At 71.6% G+C, this 17,386-nt stretch carries 18 protein-coding genes; 5 read left to right on the forward strand and 13 right to left on the reverse strand.

What is annotated here, in order from left to right:
• Nucleotides 1-49: 49 nt before the first annotated feature.
• From ACFYXK_RS05340 to ACFYXK_RS05355, 4 genes are all read right to left on the reverse strand, one after another.
• Nucleotides 50-547, reverse strand: a complete 498-nt coding sequence (locus tag ACFYXK_RS05340; protein ID WP_389409918.1) for a Pycsar system effector family protein — start codon at nucleotides 545-547, stop codon at nucleotides 50-52.
• Nucleotides 531-1,691, reverse strand: a complete 1,161-nt coding sequence (locus tag ACFYXK_RS05345) for an adenylate/guanylate cyclase domain-containing protein (protein WP_389409919.1) — start codon at nucleotides 1,689-1,691, stop codon at nucleotides 531-533. Before ACFYXK_RS05345 ends, ACFYXK_RS05340 begins: the two co-directional genes overlap by 17 nt.
• Before the next feature lie 282 nt (nucleotides 1,692-1,973).
• On the reverse strand, nucleotides 1,974-2,759 hold the full coding sequence (nagB, locus tag ACFYXK_RS05350; RefSeq protein ID WP_389409920.1) for a glucosamine-6-phosphate deaminase: 786 nt from the start codon (nucleotides 2,757-2,759) through the stop codon (nucleotides 1,974-1,976).
• 208 nt (nucleotides 2,760-2,967) lie between these two features.
• Nucleotides 2,968-3,729: an SDR family oxidoreductase gene (locus ACFYXK_RS05355; protein ID WP_389409921.1), complete on the reverse strand. Its 762-nt coding sequence runs from the start codon at nucleotides 3,727-3,729 to the stop codon at nucleotides 2,968-2,970.
• An 86-nt stretch (nucleotides 3,730-3,815) separates the two neighbouring features.
• On the opposite strand from ACFYXK_RS05355, the gene ACFYXK_RS05360 reads away from it, so the two are divergent.
• The gene (locus ACFYXK_RS05360) at nucleotides 3,816-4,409 is read left to right on the forward strand and encodes a TetR/AcrR family transcriptional regulator (protein WP_389409922.1); all 594 of its coding nucleotides are present in this window, start codon (nucleotides 3,816-3,818) and stop codon (nucleotides 4,407-4,409) included.
• A gap of 410 nt (nucleotides 4,410-4,819) precedes the next feature.
• Entirely contained in the window at nucleotides 4,820-6,289 is a 1,470-nt protein-coding gene (locus ACFYXK_RS05365; protein ID WP_389410237.1) for a sensor histidine kinase, read from the forward strand.
• Between the two features lie 138 nt (nucleotides 6,290-6,427).
• Here the strand turns inward: ACFYXK_RS05365 and ACFYXK_RS05370 are convergent, their stop codons facing one another.
• The gene (locus ACFYXK_RS05370) at nucleotides 6,428-6,685 is read right to left on the reverse strand and encodes a WhiB family transcriptional regulator (RefSeq protein WP_004937597.1); all 258 of its coding nucleotides are present in this window, start codon (nucleotides 6,683-6,685) and stop codon (nucleotides 6,428-6,430) included.
• 322 nt (nucleotides 6,686-7,007) lie between these two features.
• Entirely contained in the window at nucleotides 7,008-7,973 is a 966-nt protein-coding gene (locus ACFYXK_RS05375) for a diacylglycerol/lipid kinase family protein (RefSeq protein ID WP_389409923.1), read from the reverse strand.
• An 84-nt stretch (nucleotides 7,974-8,057) separates the two neighbouring features.
• Here ACFYXK_RS05375 and ACFYXK_RS05380 point away from each other — a divergent pair, with 84 nt between their 5' ends.
• Nucleotides 8,058-8,495 (forward strand): hypothetical protein, encoded by a 438-nt coding sequence (locus ACFYXK_RS05380; protein ID WP_389409924.1) that lies wholly within the window; start codon nucleotides 8,058-8,060, stop codon nucleotides 8,493-8,495.
• 55 nt (nucleotides 8,496-8,550) lie between these two features.
• Here ACFYXK_RS05380 and ACFYXK_RS05385 read toward each other — a convergent pair whose 3' ends face one another.
• The 3 genes from ACFYXK_RS05385 to ACFYXK_RS05395 form a co-directional block, all read right to left on the reverse strand.
• The gene (locus tag ACFYXK_RS05385) at nucleotides 8,551-9,564 is read right to left on the reverse strand and encodes an RNA polymerase sigma factor SigF (protein ID WP_389410238.1); all 1,014 of its coding nucleotides are present in this window, start codon (nucleotides 9,562-9,564) and stop codon (nucleotides 8,551-8,553) included.
• Nucleotides 9,565-9,581: 17 nt separating this feature from the next.
• Nucleotides 9,582-9,995 carry an anti-sigma regulatory factor gene (locus ACFYXK_RS05390; protein WP_030291315.1) on the reverse strand — a complete coding sequence of 138 codons (414 nt, stop codon included), beginning with the start codon at nucleotides 9,993-9,995 and terminating at the stop codon, nucleotides 9,582-9,584.
• Between the two features lie 204 nt (nucleotides 9,996-10,199).
• The gene (locus ACFYXK_RS05395) at nucleotides 10,200-10,460 is read right to left on the reverse strand and encodes a UBP-type zinc finger domain-containing protein (RefSeq protein WP_389409925.1); all 261 of its coding nucleotides are present in this window, start codon (nucleotides 10,458-10,460) and stop codon (nucleotides 10,200-10,202) included.
• 75 nt (nucleotides 10,461-10,535) lie between these two features.
• Here ACFYXK_RS05395 and ACFYXK_RS05400 point away from each other — a divergent pair, with 75 nt between their 5' ends.
• Nucleotides 10,536-12,113, forward strand: coding sequence for a Na+/H+ antiporter (locus ACFYXK_RS05400; protein ID WP_389409926.1), 1,578 nt, complete (start codon nucleotides 10,536-10,538; stop codon nucleotides 12,111-12,113).
• 79 nt (nucleotides 12,114-12,192) lie between these two features.
• On the opposite strand, the gene ACFYXK_RS05405 is transcribed toward ACFYXK_RS05400, so the two are convergent.
• From ACFYXK_RS05405 to ACFYXK_RS05420, 4 genes are all read right to left on the reverse strand, one after another.
• Complete coding sequence (locus tag ACFYXK_RS05405; protein ID WP_389409927.1) at nucleotides 12,193-13,101, reverse strand: 1-aminocyclopropane-1-carboxylate deaminase/D-cysteine desulfhydrase; 909 nt, start codon at nucleotides 13,099-13,101, stop codon at nucleotides 12,193-12,195.
• Nucleotides 13,102-13,199: 98 nt separating this feature from the next.
• Nucleotides 13,200-13,790, reverse strand: coding sequence for an N-acetylmuramoyl-L-alanine amidase (locus ACFYXK_RS05410; protein WP_389409928.1), 591 nt, complete (start codon nucleotides 13,788-13,790; stop codon nucleotides 13,200-13,202).
• Between the two features lie 152 nt (nucleotides 13,791-13,942).
• Nucleotides 13,943-15,154, reverse strand: a complete 1,212-nt coding sequence (locus tag ACFYXK_RS05415) for a globin domain-containing protein (RefSeq protein ID WP_389409929.1) — start codon at nucleotides 15,152-15,154, stop codon at nucleotides 13,943-13,945.
• A 120-nt stretch (nucleotides 15,155-15,274) separates the two neighbouring features.
• Nucleotides 15,275-15,742, reverse strand: a complete 468-nt coding sequence (locus ACFYXK_RS05420) for an RrF2 family transcriptional regulator (protein WP_389409930.1) — start codon at nucleotides 15,740-15,742, stop codon at nucleotides 15,275-15,277.
• Nucleotides 15,743-15,966: 224 nt separating this feature from the next.
• On the opposite strand from ACFYXK_RS05420, the gene ACFYXK_RS05425 reads away from it, so the two are divergent.
• A complete protein-coding gene (locus tag ACFYXK_RS05425) occupies nucleotides 15,967-17,373 on the forward strand; it encodes a family 2B encapsulin nanocompartment shell protein (protein ID WP_389409931.1) in 1,407 nt (468 codons plus the stop codon).
• Nucleotides 17,374-17,386: the final 13 nt, after the last annotated feature.

Genomic DNA, 17,386 nt, shown 5'->3' on the forward strand with positions numbered 1-17,386 from the left:
CTCCCCGTGAGTGCCGGGCCGGACCCGTCGGCATGCGCGGCGCGCCCGCTCAGTGCAGGGCGTCGAGGAGGGTGGCCCCCGCGATCAGGACGAGCGAGCAGCCGAGGAGGTCGACCGCCCGGGCGATCAGCCGGTACTTCCGCGTGGCCAGCACCGAGAGGTCGGCGAGCTGGGCGCACCGCTCGACCTCCGGGTGGGGTACGGCGGCGAGCAGGGCGGCCAGGTCGGCGGGGCGGCCGGCGTACTGGGCGTAGTGCGCGAAGTACCCGTTGCCCTGGAGGCGGGCGACGCCGACCGGGCGTACGCAGTACAGCAGCTGGGCGAAGCTGCCCGCCAGGCAGAGGATCCCCGCCCAGGCGGCCCACTCCACGCCGTTCCAGAGCGTGAAGATGCCCTCCCTGCGGACGACGAAGGTGGCCACGATGCCCGCCGCGATCGCCGAGAACAGGGCGAGGAGCGTCGCCGCCTTCTGGTCCGCCCTGGCCAGTTCCGTACGGACCTCCAGGAGGGCCGCCTGGACGTCCTGGAGGCTAGACGGGGTTGTCATCGGCGGTGCTCCCCACCACCAGCTGGCCGGCGATGCCCTTGGTGTTGCGGCTCACCAGCAGGGTGGCGGGCTCGCCCGTCTGGTGCCCGGCGGCACCGTCGCCGAGGAAGACGAACAGGCTCTGCCGGGTGCCGCGGGTGTCGGTGGCGTCGACGAAGGCGAACCCCTTGTGGGCGAGGACGCGCTGGAAGGTCCCCTCGATCCGCTGGCCCTCTTGGACGCAGGCCCCGGCGACCGGCCGCTGGCCCGGCTTGAGGGGCGGCAGCGGAACGAAGCGGACGTTCTGTCCTTCCGTGAGGTCCTGTTCGCTCACGATGAAGCGGCGGTCCACGTAGTGGTCGCCGTGTTCGGTCGTCCCGATGAAGCCGCGCCCCTGCTCGGAGTCCCAGCGCACGACCACGCCGTCGAGCGTCTCCTCCGGGGGGTGCGGCAGGGCCCCGGGGCCGGGCTGCGGGGGCACCATGGCGTGCGTCTGGGCCCGGTTGATGGCCTCGGTGAGCACCGTGTTCTTCACCCCGAAGGCCTTGCGGTGCCAGATGACCTCGCGGTACTTGATCGGCTTGGCGAAGCCCTTGAGGTCGACCTTCTCCTCGTCGGAGAGGTAGTCGTCGGGGGAGTACTCGAGGACCAGTCCCATCTGGGACTCGACGCGGCTCATGTTCGCCGAGGCGACCGTCGCGCTGTCCACCCAGATGGCCTGCGGGGCGCCGGCGCTGCACAGGCGTGCGGCGAGGTCGACCACGGAGCCGCTGTAGTCGAGGCCGCCGCCGGGCGCCTCGTACTCGACGACCCGGCCGGTCGCGATGCCGATGGTGGCCAGGCACTCGTTGAGGACGCCCGCGCTGTTCTCTGAGCGCAGGGTCTCCTGGATCCGGATGGCGGCCCGGATCGCTTCGGCCGCGCGCTCCCCGTCGAAGGCCGCGAGCGTGCCGTCGCCGAGGTACTTCACCACCGTGCCGCCGTGTGCCCGGACGGCTTCGGTGGTGATGTCGAGGAACTTGCCGATGGTCGGGAGCCAGCCGACCTCCCCCGACTTGCCCTTCATCTCGGTGGATCCGGAGAGGTCTGCGAAGAGGATGACCCGGTAGGGCCGGTCGGGGTTCCGCAGTGCTTCCTGGAAGAGAGTGAAGTGGTCAATCGCCAACGGGTACCCCCTGGATCGCCGTGCTCGAGCCGCGTACGCGAGCTGGATTTCTGCGTGCGGAAGCCGGCGCCGCAGGCGCCCACCCCCGCTTTCGAGTCTAGTGATCCACGTCACGGTTTATGTGAACTTCCCGAACTGAAGCGGTCGTTCACGGGCCCGGGGTCCGGGCCCGGGGCGCGGCGAAGGGCCGGTCCGGCCCCGGCAGGGGCGGCTTCCAGGGGTCGTTGCACCACGTGGCCGGCCGTCTGGGCCCGGCCCTTCTCGCGCGTGGCGCGGTGCCGGCTAAAGACCCTGCCAGGCGGGCTTGTTGGCGTACGCGTGCCGGAAGTAGTCCGCCAGCTTCAGCTTGGACGCGGCGGCCTCGTCCACGACCACCGTCGCGTGCCGGTGCAGCTGCAGCGCCGACGCCGGGACCAGCGCCGACAGCGGACCCTCGACGGTCTGTGCGACGGCCTCCGCCTTGCCCTCGCCGGTGGCGAGCAGGACCAGGTGGCGGGCGTCGAGGATGGTGCCGATGCCCTGGGTGATGACGTGGTGCGGGACCTGGGCCATGTCGTCGTCGAAGAAGCGCGCGTTGTCGACGCGCGTCTGCTCGGTCAGCGTCTTGATGCGGGTGCGGGAGGCGAGCGAGGAGCAGGGCTCGTTGAAGCCGATGTGCCCGTCGGTGCCGATGCCGAGCAGCTGGAGGTCCACACCGCCGGCCTCCGCCAGCGCGCGGTCGTACGCCTCGCACGCCGCGACGACGTCCGCGGCGGAGCCGTCGGGGCCCATGAAGGCGGCCTCGGACAGGCCGAGCGGCTCGACGACCTCGCGGAGCACGACGGCGCGGTACGACTCCGGGTGCCCCGCGGGCAGGCCGACGTACTCGTCGAGCTGGCAGATGCGGGCCCGGGAGGCGTCGACCTCGCCGGCCTTCACCTTGGCGGCCAGGGCTTCGTAGATGGGCAGCGGGGTAGAGCCGGTCGCCACGCCGAGCAGGGCGTCGGGCTTGCGGCGGACCAGGGCGGCCATGGCCTCCGCGATGAGCTCGCCGCCTGCCTTGGCGTCCGGGACGATGACAACTTCCACGCGGGGCCTGCCGATCTGGAGTGGGACGATGTGGTATAGACCAATCTAGCAGAGGCGGGGCCGCCCCAGACAGGTCTGCGCCCACTCCCCTCCCTCTTATGGTGGTCCGGTTCCCCGCCCCCGGCCTCCCGGTGCCGGGACGTGCGGCGCAGCCCCGGCCGCGACGGCGTCGGACCCGCCGGCCGCGGTCCGGGGCCGCGCGCTCCGCTCAGAGCAGGGACAGCTGCAGGCCGCCCGTCGCGTCCAGGTGCTGGCCCGTCACCCAGCGGGAGTCCGCCGAGGCCAGGAACGCCACCACGTCGGCGACTTCGCCGGCCGTGCCCACCCGCCCGAAGACGGAGCGGGAGGACGCGTGCGCCCGCGCAGCGGGGTCCGCCAGCCAGGCCGCGTTGAGGTCGGTGTCGGTGATGCCGGGGCCCACCGAGTTCACGGTGATCCCGCGCGGGGCCAGCTCGGCCGCCAGGGACCGGGTCAGTGCGTTCACCGCGCCCTTGGCCGTGATCGTGGCCAGGATCGCGGGCAGGGCGATCTCCGGGGTGCCGGTCACGTTCACGATCCGGCCCCCGTCCCGCAGCCGCGCCAGCCCGTGCCTGATCACGAAGAACGGGGCCTTCGCGTTGAGCGCGTGCACCCGGTCGTACGTCTCCTCGTCGGTGTCCGCGATGCCGGCGAACGTGGCGGCGCCCGCGTTGTTCACCAGGATGTCGACCGCGTCGGTGTGCAGCGGGTGCGCCTCGTACGCCGCCCACAGGGCCTGCGCGTCGCCCGGGACCCCGAGCTCGGCGCCGATCGCGAACGCCCGTCCGCCGGCCGCCTCGATCGCCGCGACCGTCTCCTTCGCCGCCTCCTCGTTGCGCCCGTAGTGCACGGCGACCAGTGCCCCGTCCCGGGCCAGCCGCTCCGCCACCGCCCGCCCGATACCCCGGCTGCCGCCCGTGACCAGTGCCGTCTTCCCCTTGAGCACGCCCATGACGCGCCCCCCTTCAGAATTTGATAGCGGTCGCTACAGAAAGGGACCGTACCAGATTACGTAACGCTCGCTATAGAATGAGTCCCATGGTGACCGGACAGCGCGGCAGGCCCCGCTCCTTCGACCGCGACGCCGCCCTCGACCGGGCGATGCTCGCTTTCTGGGAGCGCGGCTACGAGGGGACCTCGATCTCCGACCTGACCGCTTCACTGGGCATCAGCGCACCCAGCCTGTACGCCGCCTTCGGCGACAAGCGCAAGCTCTTCGACGAGGTCGTGGTGGTCTACGGCGGCCGGTACGCCGACTTCGCGGCCGCGGCCCTGGCCGAGGAGCCCACCGCCCGGGCCGGCCTGCGGCGCGTCCTGCGCGAGGCGGCCGAGATCTACACCGACCCGGCCCACCCGCCGGGCTGCCTGGTGATCAGCGCGGCCGTCAACACCACCTCGCAGGAGGTGGCCGAGGCCCTGCGCGAGCGCCGCAACGCCAGCCTGGAACTGTTCGTGCGCAGGATCCGGGCGGACGTCGCGGCCGGCGCGCTGCCCGCCGGCACGGACGCGCAGGCGCTGGGCCGCTACGCGCTGGCGGTGCTCGTGGGGATGTCCCAGCAGTCGCGCGACGGGGCGAGCCGGGAAGAACTGGAAGCGGTGGCGGAACTGGCGATGGCGGCCTGGCCGCAGTAAAGCGGCCACGGTGAGCGGGCGAATACGCTCCGCGAAATGCACCCCGGAAGAATTCCGCCCGGAAATTCCTCTGGGCCACGGTGCCGGGGCGGGACCCTCAACCCGCCCGGCACCGTAGCCCGGAGTACTTACGGCCGGCGGGTGTGCGGTTCCCGGCGGCCGGTGGGAGGTGCCTGCGCAGTCAGGGCAGAGCGCGCGGCTTACCTCGATCCGTCCTCCTGTGCGGGGAGGGCGGAAGCTTACGCCAATTGTGGACTAGACCATTCTGTTCTGTCCATCCAATGACGGGCTCTGCCAACCCGTCACTTCCTCCAACAGTACGCGGACCGAGCCCCTCCTGGATACTCCCCGGTAGTCGCCGTGGGGAAAGTCATGGCCCCTACCCGGGGTACGCTCGCCACGTGCCCTCCATGAACGACCTCGTACGCCAGCACACCGCTCTCAGTGAAACCGACCTGGAGTGGCTCCACCTGCTGGTCTCGGAGTGGCAGCTGCTCTCCGACCTCTCCTTCGCCGACCTCGTGCTGTGGGTTCCCACCCTCGACGGCACCCGGTACGTCTCGGTCGCGCAGATGCGCCCCAACACGGGCCCCACCTCGTACCAGGACGACATGGTCGGCCACCTGGTGCCGCGCGGCCGGCGCCCGCTGCTGGACGCCGCGCTCGACGAGGGCCGGATCGTGCGCGAGGGCGACCCGGAGTGGCGCGAGGAGGTGCCCGTCCGCGTCGAGTCCATCCCGGTGCGCCGCGAGGGCCGGGTACTCGGAGTGATCGCCCGGAACACCAACCTGCTCACTGTGCGTACACCCAGCCGGCTGGAGCTCACCTACCTCCAGTCCGCCTCCGACCTGGCCCAGATGATCGCCGCCGGAACCTTCCCGTACCCCGGCCAGCAGGTGGACATGGACGCCTCCCCGCGGGCGGGGGACGGCCTGATCCGGCTCGACGCCGACGGGGTGGTCACCTACGCCTCCCCGAACGCGCTCTCCGCCTACCACCGGCTCGGCCTCGCCGCCGACCTCGTCGGCCAGCACCTGGGCACCACCACCGCCGAACTCGCCCCCTCCCGCGGTCCGGTGGACGAGGCCATCGTCAAGCTCGCCAGCGGCTGGGCCCCGCGCGAGACCGAGATCGAGGGCAACAGCGGGGTCATCCAGCTGCGCGCCATCCCGCTCAAGCCCAAGGGAACCCGGATCGGCTCCCTCGTCCTGTGCCGGGACGTCACGGAACTGCGCCGTCGCGAACGCGAATTGATCACCAAGGATGCGACCATCCGGGAGATCCACCACCGGGTGAAGAACAACCTGCAGACCGTGGCGGCACTGCTGCGGTTGCAGGCCCGCCGGATGGATTCCGAGGGCGGCCGCGAGGCGCTCAACGAAGCCGTGCGCCGTGTCGGTTCGATCGCGATCGTGCACGAGACGCTCTCTCAGAACCTGGACGAGCGCGTCGAGTTCGACGAGATCGCCGACCGCGTCATCGCGATGGTCGCCGAGATCTCGCCGGGCAAGGTGGAGTGCCGGCGTACCGGACGGTTCGGGATCCTGGACGCGGAGGTCGCCACTCCGCTGTCGATGGTGCTGACCGAGATCCTCCAGAACGCCCTGGAGCACGCCTTCACCCAGGGGGAGGGCGGCCGGGTGGAGGTGTCCGCGACCCGCACCGGCACCGGCCGCACCGACGGCCGGCTGCTGATCACGGTGCTCGACGACGGCTCCGGTCTGCCCGAGGGCTTCGATCCGCAGCGCGCCGGCAATCTCGGGCTGCAGATCGTGCGGACCCTCGTGGAGGGCGAGCTCGGCGGCGCGTTCGACATGCTCCGGGCCGAGCCGCGCGGCACCAAGGTCGTCCTCGACGTCCCGGTCAGCCCGCAGAAGTAGTGACGCTGCGTGACGCAGCGTGTCCCGGACAGCACTGAGCCCCGGACCGAATGGTTCCCGGTCCGGGGCTCAAGAGCACGTTGCTGAGCGCTTGTCAGGTGTTGCTACGCGCTGCGGCTCGAGGCTCGAAAGTCGATGTCAGGCGGTGGCGTTGCGCGCCCGATTGCGAGCGGCGCGGCGCTTCATCGCGCGGCGCTCGTCCTCGCTGAGACCGCCCCAGACGCCGGAGTCCTGACCGGACTCGAGCGCCCACTGCAGGCACTGCTCCATGACGGGGCAGCGGCGGCAGACGGCCTTGGCTTCCTCGATCTGCAGCAGCGCAGGACCGGTGTTGCCGATGGGGAAGAAGAGTTCCGGGTCTTCCTCGCGGCAAACGGCGTTGTGACGCCAGTCCATGGCTGCTCCATCTCCTTGTATTGCGGGCAGGTTGCTTGTGAATGTGAACGCTTTCACGAATCCCCCCGTGAGGGAAGGGCGACCAGCCAGTTTCCTGGAAGGTCAGTCAGGGACTCGTGGAGGGGTTCTGGCGGTCTGTGTGGGTGCCGGGTTCTGCGGGCTGTCCCGATCGCCATGAAGAGATTCGCAAACCTCGGACGGGGATACAACCCCTTCCGGAAAGTTTTTTTTGATTCGTCGGTGTCTACTAGGTCACAGCCCTACATCGTGAGGGTGGACCGGCGTGTAAACGTTCGAGTGAAAGGACTTTGGGCCCTTCCACTCACACAATCACACGCAGTGCACGGCGTACGCCTGTGAACCGAACGCTGGTGCGCAGGCCGAGGTGGTCTCCGTCCATCTGGAACGGAAGGGGAACCTTCGAATGCAAGGTGAAGTCGGTCAGATCGTGCAGAGACACCGCGTGCTTGCCGTGCGGACCGCGCTCAGGAGTCGAGGTCAGGAGCTGTGTGGCGTAGCGGGCGACGGCCGGAGTTGACAAACGGTTGAGTGCCAATACGTCAAGCGCAGTATCGAACGATGCCTCCGGAGAGGCGTAAAGCGGACGATTGCCCAGATACGTCCACGGCGAGGTGTTGCAGACTATCGACAGCGCCAGGCCCGTGACGGGATCCGCGCCGGGGCGCTCCAGCGTCACCGTGCCGCGGCGCCGGTTCGGGTCGTCCCAGAACTGACGCATCAGCTGTCGTACGTACAGGGCGTGCGTCGAACGCTTGCCGCGCTCCCGCTGCTGCTCGACCCGGCCCACCACCCCCGCGTCGAAACCGAAGCCCGCGCAGAACGTGAACCAGCGCGCCGGAACCGACTCGTCCTCCGTGCCCGGGGTGCCGGCCGCCAGCCCGAGGCCCACCGTCCGCTCCCGCTGCTCCCGCAGTGCGTCCAGCAGGGCGCCGGTCGCCTCGACCGCGTCGTTGGGCAGCCCGAGTGCGCGGGCGAACACGTTCGTCGAGCCGCCGGGCACCACCGCCAGCCGGGGCAGCCGCTCCGGATCCGGCCCGTTGTGCAGCAGCCCGTTGACCACCTCGTTGACCGTGCCGTCGCCGCCGAGCGCCACGACGAGGTCGATGCCGTTCTCGGCCGCCGTGCGGCCCAGGTCCCGGGCGTGCCCGCGGTACTCGGTGGTCACCGCCTCCAGCTTCATCTCGCTGGCCAGGGCATGGGTCAGGACGTCGCGCGTGCGCGCACTGGTGGTCGTCGCTGCTGGGTTGGCCACGAGAAGTGCACGCATGGGCGCCAGCCTACCGACCCGTTCATATGCAGCCCATACTGCCCGTCCCCTCCGGGGGCGCGGGCGCGCGGCTACCCTGCTGGGGTGAGTACGAAGCCCACCCCCGCCACGGCCCAGCCGACCGCCCCGCTGCCCGGACGGCTGACCGCCGCCGCCGCGCTGACCGCCCTGGAGGGCCTGGCGCTGGCCGGCCTCGGCGTCTACATGCTGTTCGTGGGCATCGCCGGCGACCCCGACTCCCCGCAGCAGGCCGAGACCGGCGGGATCACCCTGCTCGCGCTCGCCGCGCTGCCTTTGGTCGCGGCGCGCGGGCTGCGCCTGGGCCGCCGCTGGAGCCGCGGGCCCGCGCTGATCACCCAGCTGATGGCGTTGCCGGTGGCGTGGACCCTGTACTCCACGGGCGGGGCGATGATCGCCGCCGCCGTGGCGCTGGCCGTGGCCGCGGTGGCCGTCGTGGCCCTGCTGGTGAACCCGACGGCGACCGAGGCGCTGGGAATCGGGCCCGGCGGGCAGACCCGCTAGACCCGGCGGTCCGTACGGGCGCCGCGAACCTGCGGCCGTGCCCGTACCCGTACTCCTACTCCTCGACCAGGAGCTTCTCGCGCAGCTGGGCCAGGGTGCGGGCCAGCAGGCGGGAGACGTGCATCTGTGAGATGCCGACCTCCTGCGCGATCTGCGACTGCGTCATGTTGCCGAAGAACCGCAGCAGCAGGATCCGCTTCTCCCGCGGAGGCAGCCCCTCCAGCAGGGGCTTGAGCGACTCGCGGTACTCGACGCCCTCCAGCGCCTCGTCCTCGGCGCCCAGCGTGTCCGCCACGGCCGGCGACTCGTCGTCGGTGTCCGGGACGTCCAGCGAGAGGGTGCTGTAGGCATTGGCCGATTCCAGCCCCTCCAGCACCTCCTCCTCGGAGATCCCGAGCCGTTCGGCGAGCTCGTGGACCGTGGGGGAGCGGCCGTGCTGCTGGGACAGCTCCGCCGTGGCCGTGGTCAGCGAGAGCCGCAGCTCCTGCAGGCGCCGCGGCACGCGCACGGCCCAGCCCTTGTCGCGGAAGTGCCGCTTGATCTCGCCGACCACGGTGGGAGTCGCGTACGTCGAGAACTCGACGCCGCGGTCCGGGTCGAACCGGTCCACCGACTTGATCAGGCCGATCGTGGCGACCTGCGTCAGATCGTCGAGCGGCTCACCGCGGTTGCGGAACCGCCGGGCGAGGTGTTCGACCAGCGGCAGGTGCATCCGCACGAGCCGGTTGCGCAGCTCCGCCTTCTCCACCGAGCCGTCGGGCAGCGCCCGCAGCTCGATGAACAGGGCCCGCGCCCCGCTGCGGTCGCGCGGATCGGGCAGCGCCGTGGGCACCGGCAGCACCGGTGCCGGTGCCGGTTCCGTGTCCGGCGCCGTGGCAGCGGCTCCGGGTGGCTGTGAAGATTGTGGTTCCTCGTGCTGGTTCTCGCTCATAGGGCCCGCCCGTCGCTCCGCCGAGTCCAAAAAGCCGTCTTCCGCATACGCGTCAGCCGGGTGCGGCCGGGCGTGCTGCTGCTCCGGGATGCCGCCGTCGACCTCGTGCCGTACCCGGGGCCGATCCCCGCCCCGCACCGGGATCTCCCCGCCGCTCACGCCGGGCCTGGACCCGCGCCGCGCTGTTTGTAGAGGCTGATGCTCACCGTCTTGTCCTCCTCGACGGTGGACTCGACCTTGCCGGCCAGCGCCGACAGGACGGTCCAGGCGAACGTGTCGCGCTCGGGCGCACGTCCGTCCGTGGTCGGCGCCGAGACGGTCACCTCGAGCGAGTCGTCGACCAGCCGGAACACGCAGCTGAGGACGGAGCCCGGCACGGCCTGCTGGAGCAGGATCGCGCAGGCCTCGTCCACCGCGATGCGGAGGTCCTCGATCTCGTCGAGGGTGAAGTCCAAACGTGCCGCGAGACCGGCCGTGGCCGTTCGCAGCACCGACAGGTAGGCACCCGCAGCGGGCAGCCGGACTTCCACGAAGTCCTGGGTCCCGGGCTCGCCTGCGATCTGGGACACCCTCACCTCCAAGGTGGTACGAGCTCTGTTCGCCGGTGACGCTACCGCGATCCGGGCGATCGTGTCGCGGCACCCCTCATGACGCCCGTTCCAGACACCCCCGCCCACGGCCAGTGACTGATGGTAAGCCCATGGGTACGCACAGTGGCTAGGGGTCTGCGGGCCCAAATCAGGGGAACCGGCGGAGGGTTGACCTACCCCGGTTCAGACGATCGAACCGTCGACAAAACACCACCGCCACGTCTCGCCCGGCTCGAAGCTTCGCATGACCGGATGGCCGGTGCTCTGATGGTGCGCCGTGGCGTGCCGGTGCGGGGAGGAGTCGCAGCACGCCACGTAGCCGCACCCCAGACACATCCGCAACTGCACCGGATGGCTGCCGAGCACCTGACATTCAGGGCAGGTCAGGGCAGTCGGGACAGGCTCGGGGCGCGGCAGTTCGGCAACGTGGGTGCACTCGCTCATGATGGCCAGCGTACTGACGTGCGGGCGCCGCAGGACGAATGCCGATCAGCGACGACGAGCGAGGGTGGATCTTCGATGGAGGTATTGCCGCTGGTGGCGCTGGTGGCGGGCAGCGCGATCGTTGCGGGGGCCGCCCGCTGGACCCGGGTCCCCGCGCCGCTGCTGCTGGTCGCCGCAGGCCTGATGGCCGCGTACGTCCCGGGCGTGCCCTCGTACGCGCTCGACCCGCACATCGTGCTGCCGCTGCTGCTCCCGCCGCTGCTGTACACGGCCGCGGTGGACAGCTCGTACCTGGATCTGAGGGCGAACGTACGGCCCGTCGCGCTGCTGTCGGTCGGCTACGTGCTCTTCGCGACGGTCGCCGTCGGGTACGCGGCGTACCTGGTGGTGCCGGGGCTGTCGCTGCCGGTGGCGCTGGTGCTGGGCGCGGTGATCGCGCCGCCCGACGCGGTGGCCGCGACGGCGATCGCCCGCAAGCTCGGGCTGCCGAACCGGATCACCACCATCCTGCAGGGCGAGTCCCTGGTGAACGACGCCACCGCGATCACCGCGTACAAGGTGGCGCTGGCTGCGGTGATCGGGACGAGCGCCGGCTGGGCGGGCGGGATCGCGGAGTTCCTGCTGGCCTCGGTGGGCGGCGTCGGGGTGGGCCTGGTGCTGATGGTGCCGATCCACCACCTGCGCAAGCGGCTGCGGGAGCCGCTGCTCCAGAACACGCTGTCGCTGCTCATCCCGTTCGTGGCGTACGCGGCGGCCGAGCGGGTGCACGCCTCGGGCGTGCTGGCGGTGGTCGTGGTGGCGCTGTACCTCGGGCACCGCAACTGGCAGGTCGACTTCGCGACCCGGCTCCAGGAGGAGGCGGTGTGGAAGATGGTCGCCTTCATCCTCGAGTCGGTGGTCTTCGCGCTGATCGGCCTCCAGCTGCCGGTGGTCCTGAAGGGGCTCGCGCAGTACGAGGGCTGGGACGCGGCCTGGTACGCGCTGGCGGTGTTCCTGGCAGTGGTGGTGGCCCGCTTCGTGTGGGTGTTCCCGGCGACGTTCGTACCGCGGCTGTCGGAGCGGATCCGCAGCCGGGAGCCGGACACCAACTGGAAGGCGCCGGTGATCGTGGGCTGGGCCGGGATGCGCGGGGTGGTCTCGCTGGCGATCGCCTTCTCGGTCCCGATCAGCGTGCCGCACCGCAACCTGATCCTCTTCCTGACCTTCACGACGGTGATCGGCACGCTGGTGGTGCAGGGCCTGACGCTGCCGCCGCTGATCCGGCTGCTGCGGCTGCCGCCGCGGGACCTGCACGCGGAGACGCTGGCGGAGGCACAGGCCCAGAGCGAGGCCTCGCGGTCGGCGGAGGACCGGCTGGCGGAGCTGCTGGCGGAGCCGGAGAACGCGCTGCCGCCGCCGCTGGCGGAGCGGCTGCGTACGGTCATGGAGCGGCGGCGCAACGCGGTGTGGGAGCGGCTGGGGGAGGTCAACCCGGTCACCGGCGAATCGGCGGACGACGTCTACCGGCGTCTCGCGCGGGAGATGATCGCGGCCGAGCGCGAGGTCTTCGTGACCCTGCGGGACCACCGCCGGATCGACGACGAGATGCTCCGGGGCCTGCTCCGCAGACTGGACCTGGAGGAGGCGGCGGCCTACCGCGAGGACGCGGCCTGATCCCCCTCGTGCGGGGCCGCGGGCCGCGGGGTGGCCCTGTCGTCGGCCACCCGCTGGTGCCGGCGCCGCACGTCCGTCGTCACGGACGGCCCGTGACGACGGCGGTCAGGGTCGTCCCCGGCGGGAAGGCGCCCGATTCCGTCAGGGCCGCCAGGGCCCACAGCAGCTTGGCCACGTAGATCCGCTCGACCCGGAACCCGTGGCGCTCCCCGAAGTCGGCGGCGAACTCGTCCAGTACGGCGGGGACGCGTGCGTAGCCGCCGTGGTGGAAGCCCTCCGCCAGGCTCCAGAGCCCGGCCGGACCCCCGAAGGCCGCCTGCTGGAGGGAACGTATCTCCGCCCCCAGGAACTCGCCCGCCAGGACGGGAACGCCCAGCGCCCGCTGGCCCGGGGCCAGCCCCGCCGCCAGGCCGGCTAGCGTGCCGCCCGTACCGCAGGCCACCGCGACCACGTCGGACATGCCGTGCAGCTCCCGCCCGAGCTCCGCGCACCCCCGCAGGGCGAGGGCGTTGCTGCCGCCCTCGGGGACGACGTACGAACCGGTCGCGCCGGCTCCCGCCAGCAGCCGGGCCAGCACCTCGGGCTCGGCCTTGCGGCGGTACTCCGAGCGCGTGACGAAGTGCAGCCGCATCCCGTCCGCCGCGCACCGGGCCAGGGAGTCGTTGAGGGGAAGGCCGGCGAGCTCGTCCCCGCGGACGATCCCGACGGTCGGCATCCCGAGCAGCCGCCCGGCGGCCGCGGTGGCCCGCAGGTGGTTCGAGTACGCCCCGCCGAAGGTCGCCACCCCCGGGAAGCCCCCGTCGACGGCGGCCCGCAGATTCGGCGCGAGCTTGCGCCACTTGTTGCCGGGCAGCTCGGGATGCACGAGGTCGTCCCGCTTCAGCAGCAGCCGCACCCCGTACTGCCCGAACCGCTCGTCGCGAACCTCCAGCAGCGGGGAGGGCGGCCGGGGCTGCAGGACGACGGCGGGGTCGGGGGAGCGGTTCACCCGCCCATTGTCCGACGCCCGCCGGCTTGCGGCCGGACCGGCGACGTCCTGCCCGCCGGGCGCGGGCAGGGGTCGGCGGGGTGCCGGTCGCGGGGCGGCTACTTCAGGCGTTCGCCGACGCGGGCGCGGAACGCGTCCATCGTGAAGCCCCTCGGGTCGGGCTTGCCCGGCTGCCATTCGAGGTGGCCGATCACCGAGCGTTCGGTCCAGCCGTGGACGCGGCAGACGGCTGCCGCCGCGCGGGCCATGGCGTCGAGCTGGACCTCCGGCCAGGGGTCGGCGCCGTCGCCGAGGTTCTCGCACTCGAAGCCGTAGAAGTGCGGATTGCCGTCGGTGTTCGCGCGGCGGTCCGGCGGGAGCCGCTTCTCGGCGATCACCGCCGCCAGGACGTCCGAGTCGCCCTTCCCGGCGTGGTTGGCGCGGCCGTAGCCGACCAGGTGGACCCGGCCGTCCTTGGTGATCACGCCGTGGCAGAGCGGGCCGGGGAGGTCGTCGTCGCCGTCGCGGCAGAGGTCGACGGTGAACCTCGTGCCGTGCGTGACGGTGTGGTGGATCATCACACCGTTCACCGGGCCCCACGGGCCCTTGTGGTTGCGGTTGTGGGTGCGCCAGGCGCCGACCTCGACGACGGTCAGGCCCTCGTTCCGCAGGGCGCCGATGAACCGGTCCGCGGACATGGGTGCGGACATGGCCGCCTCCTCTCCGGGTGCGCGGTGGTCACCTTGCGTGTCCACCTCGTTGCACTCCGGTGTAGTGGAGGCGGTTCCTCCGGGCTAGTGCCTTCGTACAGTGAGCGAGCCGATCCGGACACTCGTACCGACCGGCCCACCCGTCACGGGAGTTACACGGAGGCCAGCCACAGGTCCGGTCCGAACACCTCGTAGTGGATGTCCGCGGCGGGGATCCCCTTGGCCAGCAGCTGCGCGCGTACCGCCCGCATGAAGGGGAGCGGCCCGCACAGGTATGCCGTGGTGCCCGGAGCCACCGGGACGTCCGAGAGGTCGAGGAAGCCCTCTCCGTCACCCGGCTCGGCGTCGGCCTCGTACCAGAAACGGGCCGAGGCGTCGGGCAGCTTGTGCGTCAGTGCCCGGTGGTCGGCCCGCAGCGCGTGGTCGGCGGGGGAGCGGTCGGCGTGCAGGACGGTCACCGGGGCCGCGTGCCCGGTGTCGGCGAGGTGCGCCAGCATCGACAGCATCGGGGTGCAGCCGATCCCGGCCGAGGCGAGCAGGACCGGGGCGGCGAGGTCGCGCAGGACCAGGTCGCCGTACGGGGCCGAGACCCGCAGGGTGTCGCCGGGCGCGATCCGCGCGTGGAGGTGGTTCGAGACCTCGCCGTCGGGGCCTGCGCCCCCCGGGCCCGCGGCGGCCGGGCCGTGGACCCGCTTGACGGTGATCGAGTGCACCGGCGCACCGGGCGCGCCGGAGAGGCTGTACTGGCGTATCTGGCGGGCTCCGTCGGGCAGCTCGACCTGGACCGAGACGTACTGGCCGGGCCTGAAGGAGGGGGCCGGGGAGCCGTCCGCCGGGGCCAGGTGGAAGGTGGTGCAGTCGGCGGTCTCCTCGACGCGGGCGGCGACCGTCCAGCTGCGCCAGACGTCGCCGGCGAGGACCCGCTGCTCGGCGTGGAGCCGCTCCTCGATGGAGATGAGGGCGTTGGCCATCAGCCAGTAGACCTCGTCCCAGGCCTCGGCCACCTCGGGGGTGACCGCCTCGCCGAGGACCTCGGCGATCGCCGCGAAGAGGTGGCGGTGGACGACGGGGTACTGCTCGCGGGTGACGCCGAGGGAGGCGTGCTTGTGCGCGATGCGGTGCAGCATCACGTCGGGGCGGGTGTCCGGGTGGGCGAGGAGATGGCTCGCGAAGGCCGCGACGGAGCCGGCGAGGGCCTGCTTCTGGAGGCCGGCGTTCTGGTTGCCGCGGTTGAACAGGTCGCGCAGCAGCTCCGGGTGGGCCGCGAACAGCTTCGCGTAGAAGAGCTCCGCGATGTCGCCTATGGCCGCGCCCACGGCGGGCAGGGTGGCACGTACGGTCTCGGTCGACTTCTCGGACAGCATGCGGGGCTCCTCGTCGGTCGTTCTCGATTAATTGGTATATGAGATGCGTATTTTTTGCTACGGGTACACCCGTTCGAGCCGCGGGTTGCCGCGGCGGGAATCGGCCATCGGGCCCCCGGCTCAGGGGCTTTGGGGCGGACTTCCGGTCCGTCCCGGCGGGCCACCCGCAATGCCCAGCAGCAGCGGGCCGGTGGGCGCCGCGACCAGGTCGTTCACCGTGAGCGGGTCCAGTGCGGCGAAGAAGGCCTCCTGGGCGCGGCGCAGTGCGCCCCGCAGGAGGCAGGCCCCGCGCAGCGGGCAGGGGGTGGTGCCGTCACAGTCCACGACGTCGCCCGCACCCTCCAGTTCGCGGACCACCCCGCCCACCGAGGCGGCCCGCCCGGCGGCGGTCAGGGCGAGCCCGCCGCCGCGGCCGCGCCGCGCCTCGACCAGGCCGAGGTGCTGCAGCCTGGCGACCACTTTCGCGGTGTGCGTGTACGGGACCTCCATGGTCGCCGCCACGTCGCGCGTGGTCGGAAGGTCCGCCTCCGCGACCGCCAGGCGCATCAGGACGCGCAGTGCCAGGTCGGTGAATCGGGTCAGCCGCATGGCCGCAGCCTAGGAAACTCGCATCTTGTATGCAAATTAAAGGCGGTCTGGAGGGCGGATGGCCGGAACCGGTGGGATGGGAGAGGTCTCGAGTGAAGGAGGTGAACCCCAAAGAGTGCCCACGCCCTGACGGAGTAGTCCCACCCTTTTGTGTAATGGTCCCATCACGTTCCGCACTGGAAGGCTGACCCCGCAGATCCATGGAGTGATCGAAAGGGAAACACATGTCGGTCCAGGCAGGTTCCGATCCCGAGGTCCAGACACCGCAGCGGAGTCTTGCGACATCGGCCGCGCGGAACTTGGCAACCACGACCAAGTCCGCGCCGCAGATGCAGGAGATCACCTCGCGGTGGCTCCTGAAGATGCTCCCGTGGGTGTCCGTCCAGGGCGGCACGTACAGGGTGAACCGGCGGCTGAGCTACTCGGTCGGCGACGGACGCGTGGAGTTCATCAAGACCGGGACCCAGGTCCAGGTCATCCCGGCCGAGCTCGGCGAGCTCCCGCTGCTGCGCACCTACGAGGACCAGGACGTGCTCTCCGAGCTCGCCCAGCGGTGCCGGCAGGTCGACTTCGAGGCCGGCCAGGAGCTGACCTCCTTCGGGAGCGCCTGCGACCAGGTGGTCCTGCTCGCCCATGGACGCATCGACCAGGTCGGCCCCGGTCCCTACGGCGAGGACGCGGTCCTGCGGACCGTCGCGGACGGCGCCTACTTCGGCGAGGACGCCCTCGTCGACGAGGAGGCGATCTGGGAGTACACCGCCCGCGCCGCCACCTCCGGCACCGCGCTTGTCCTGTCCCGCCAGGACTTCCGGCTCCTCGCCGACCGCGTCGACTCGCTGCGCGCGCACGTGGAGGCCCAGCGGTCCCTGCCGGCCCAGCGCACCAACAAGTACGGCGAGGCCGCGATCGACCTCTCCGCCGGCCACCGGGGCGAGGCCGTCCTGCCCGGCACCTTCGTGGACTACGAGGCCAAGCCGCGCGAGTACGAACTCTCCATTGCACAAACGGTCCTGCGGGTGCACACGCGCGTCGCCGACCTCTACAACCAGCCGATGAACCAGACCGAGCAGCAGTTGCGGCTCACGGTCGAGGCGCTGCGCGAGCGCCAGGAGCACGAGATGCTCAACAACCGCGACTTCGGCCTGCTCCACAACGCCGACTACGACCAGCGCATCCAGCCGCACGACGGCGGGCCCAGCCCCGACGACATGGACCAGCTGCTCAGCATGCGGCGCGGCTCCAAGCTGTTCCTCGCCCACCCCAAGGCCATCGCCGCCTTCGGCCGCGAGTGCAACAAGCGCGGCCTGTACCCGGAGTCGATCGACGTCGACGGGCACCGGGTGCCGTCCTGGCGCGGGGTGCCGATCTTCCCGTCCAACAAGATCCCGATCAGCGACGCCCGCACCACGTCCATCCTCTGCATGCGCACCGGCGAGGACGACTCCGGCGTCATCGGCCTCCACCAGCCGGGGATCCCGGACGAGATCGAGCCGAGCATGTCGGTGCGCTTCATGGGCATCAGCGAGCAGGCGATCATCTCGTACCTGGTCACCGCCTACTTCTCCGCCGCGGTGCTCGTGCCGGACGCGCTCGGCGTCCTGGAGAACGTCGAGATCGCCCGCTGGCGCTGAGCGGCCGGCCGAG

Source organism: Streptomyces sp. NPDC002209 (genome assembly GCF_042890265.1).
GTDB lineage: Bacteria > Actinomycetota > Actinomycetes > Streptomycetales > Streptomycetaceae > Streptomyces.

Coding starts and splice junctions, on each gene's coding strand:
- ACFYXK_RS05355 (WP_389409921.1), bottom strand. CDS start 3,729: ATGGGCGTGCTCAAGGGGAAGACGGCACTGGTCACGGGCGGCAGCCGG.
- ACFYXK_RS05340 (WP_389409918.1), bottom strand. CDS start 547: ATGACAACCCCGTCTAGCCTCCAGGACGTCCAGGCGGCCCTCCTGGAG.
- ACFYXK_RS05425 (WP_389409931.1), top strand. CDS start 15,967: ATGTCGGTCCAGGCAGGTTCCGATCCCGAGGTCCAGACACCGCAGCGG.
- ACFYXK_RS05360 (WP_389409922.1), top strand. CDS start 3,816: ATGGTGACCGGACAGCGCGGCAGGCCCCGCTCCTTCGACCGCGACGCC.
- ACFYXK_RS05375 (WP_389409923.1), bottom strand. CDS start 7,973: ATGCGTGCACTTCTCGTGGCCAACCCAGCAGCGACGACCACCAGTGCG.
- ACFYXK_RS05415 (WP_389409929.1), bottom strand. CDS start 15,154: ATGCTGTCCGAGAAGTCGACCGAGACCGTACGTGCCACCCTGCCCGCC.
- ACFYXK_RS05370 (WP_004937597.1), bottom strand. CDS start 6,685: ATGGACTGGCGTCACAACGCCGTTTGCCGCGAGGAAGACCCGGAACTC.
- ACFYXK_RS05410 (WP_389409928.1), bottom strand. CDS start 13,790: ATGTCCGCACCCATGTCCGCGGACCGGTTCATCGGCGCCCTGCGGAAC.
- ACFYXK_RS05365 (WP_389410237.1), top strand. CDS start 4,820: ATGAACGACCTCGTACGCCAGCACACCGCTCTCAGTGAAACCGACCTG.
- ACFYXK_RS05420 (WP_389409930.1), bottom strand. CDS start 15,742: ATGCGGCTGACCCGATTCACCGACCTGGCACTGCGCGTCCTGATGCGC.
- ACFYXK_RS05395 (WP_389409925.1), bottom strand. CDS start 10,460: ATGAGCGAGTGCACCCACGTTGCCGAACTGCCGCGCCCCGAGCCTGTC.
- ACFYXK_RS05400 (WP_389409926.1), top strand. CDS start 10,536: ATGGAGGTATTGCCGCTGGTGGCGCTGGTGGCGGGCAGCGCGATCGTT.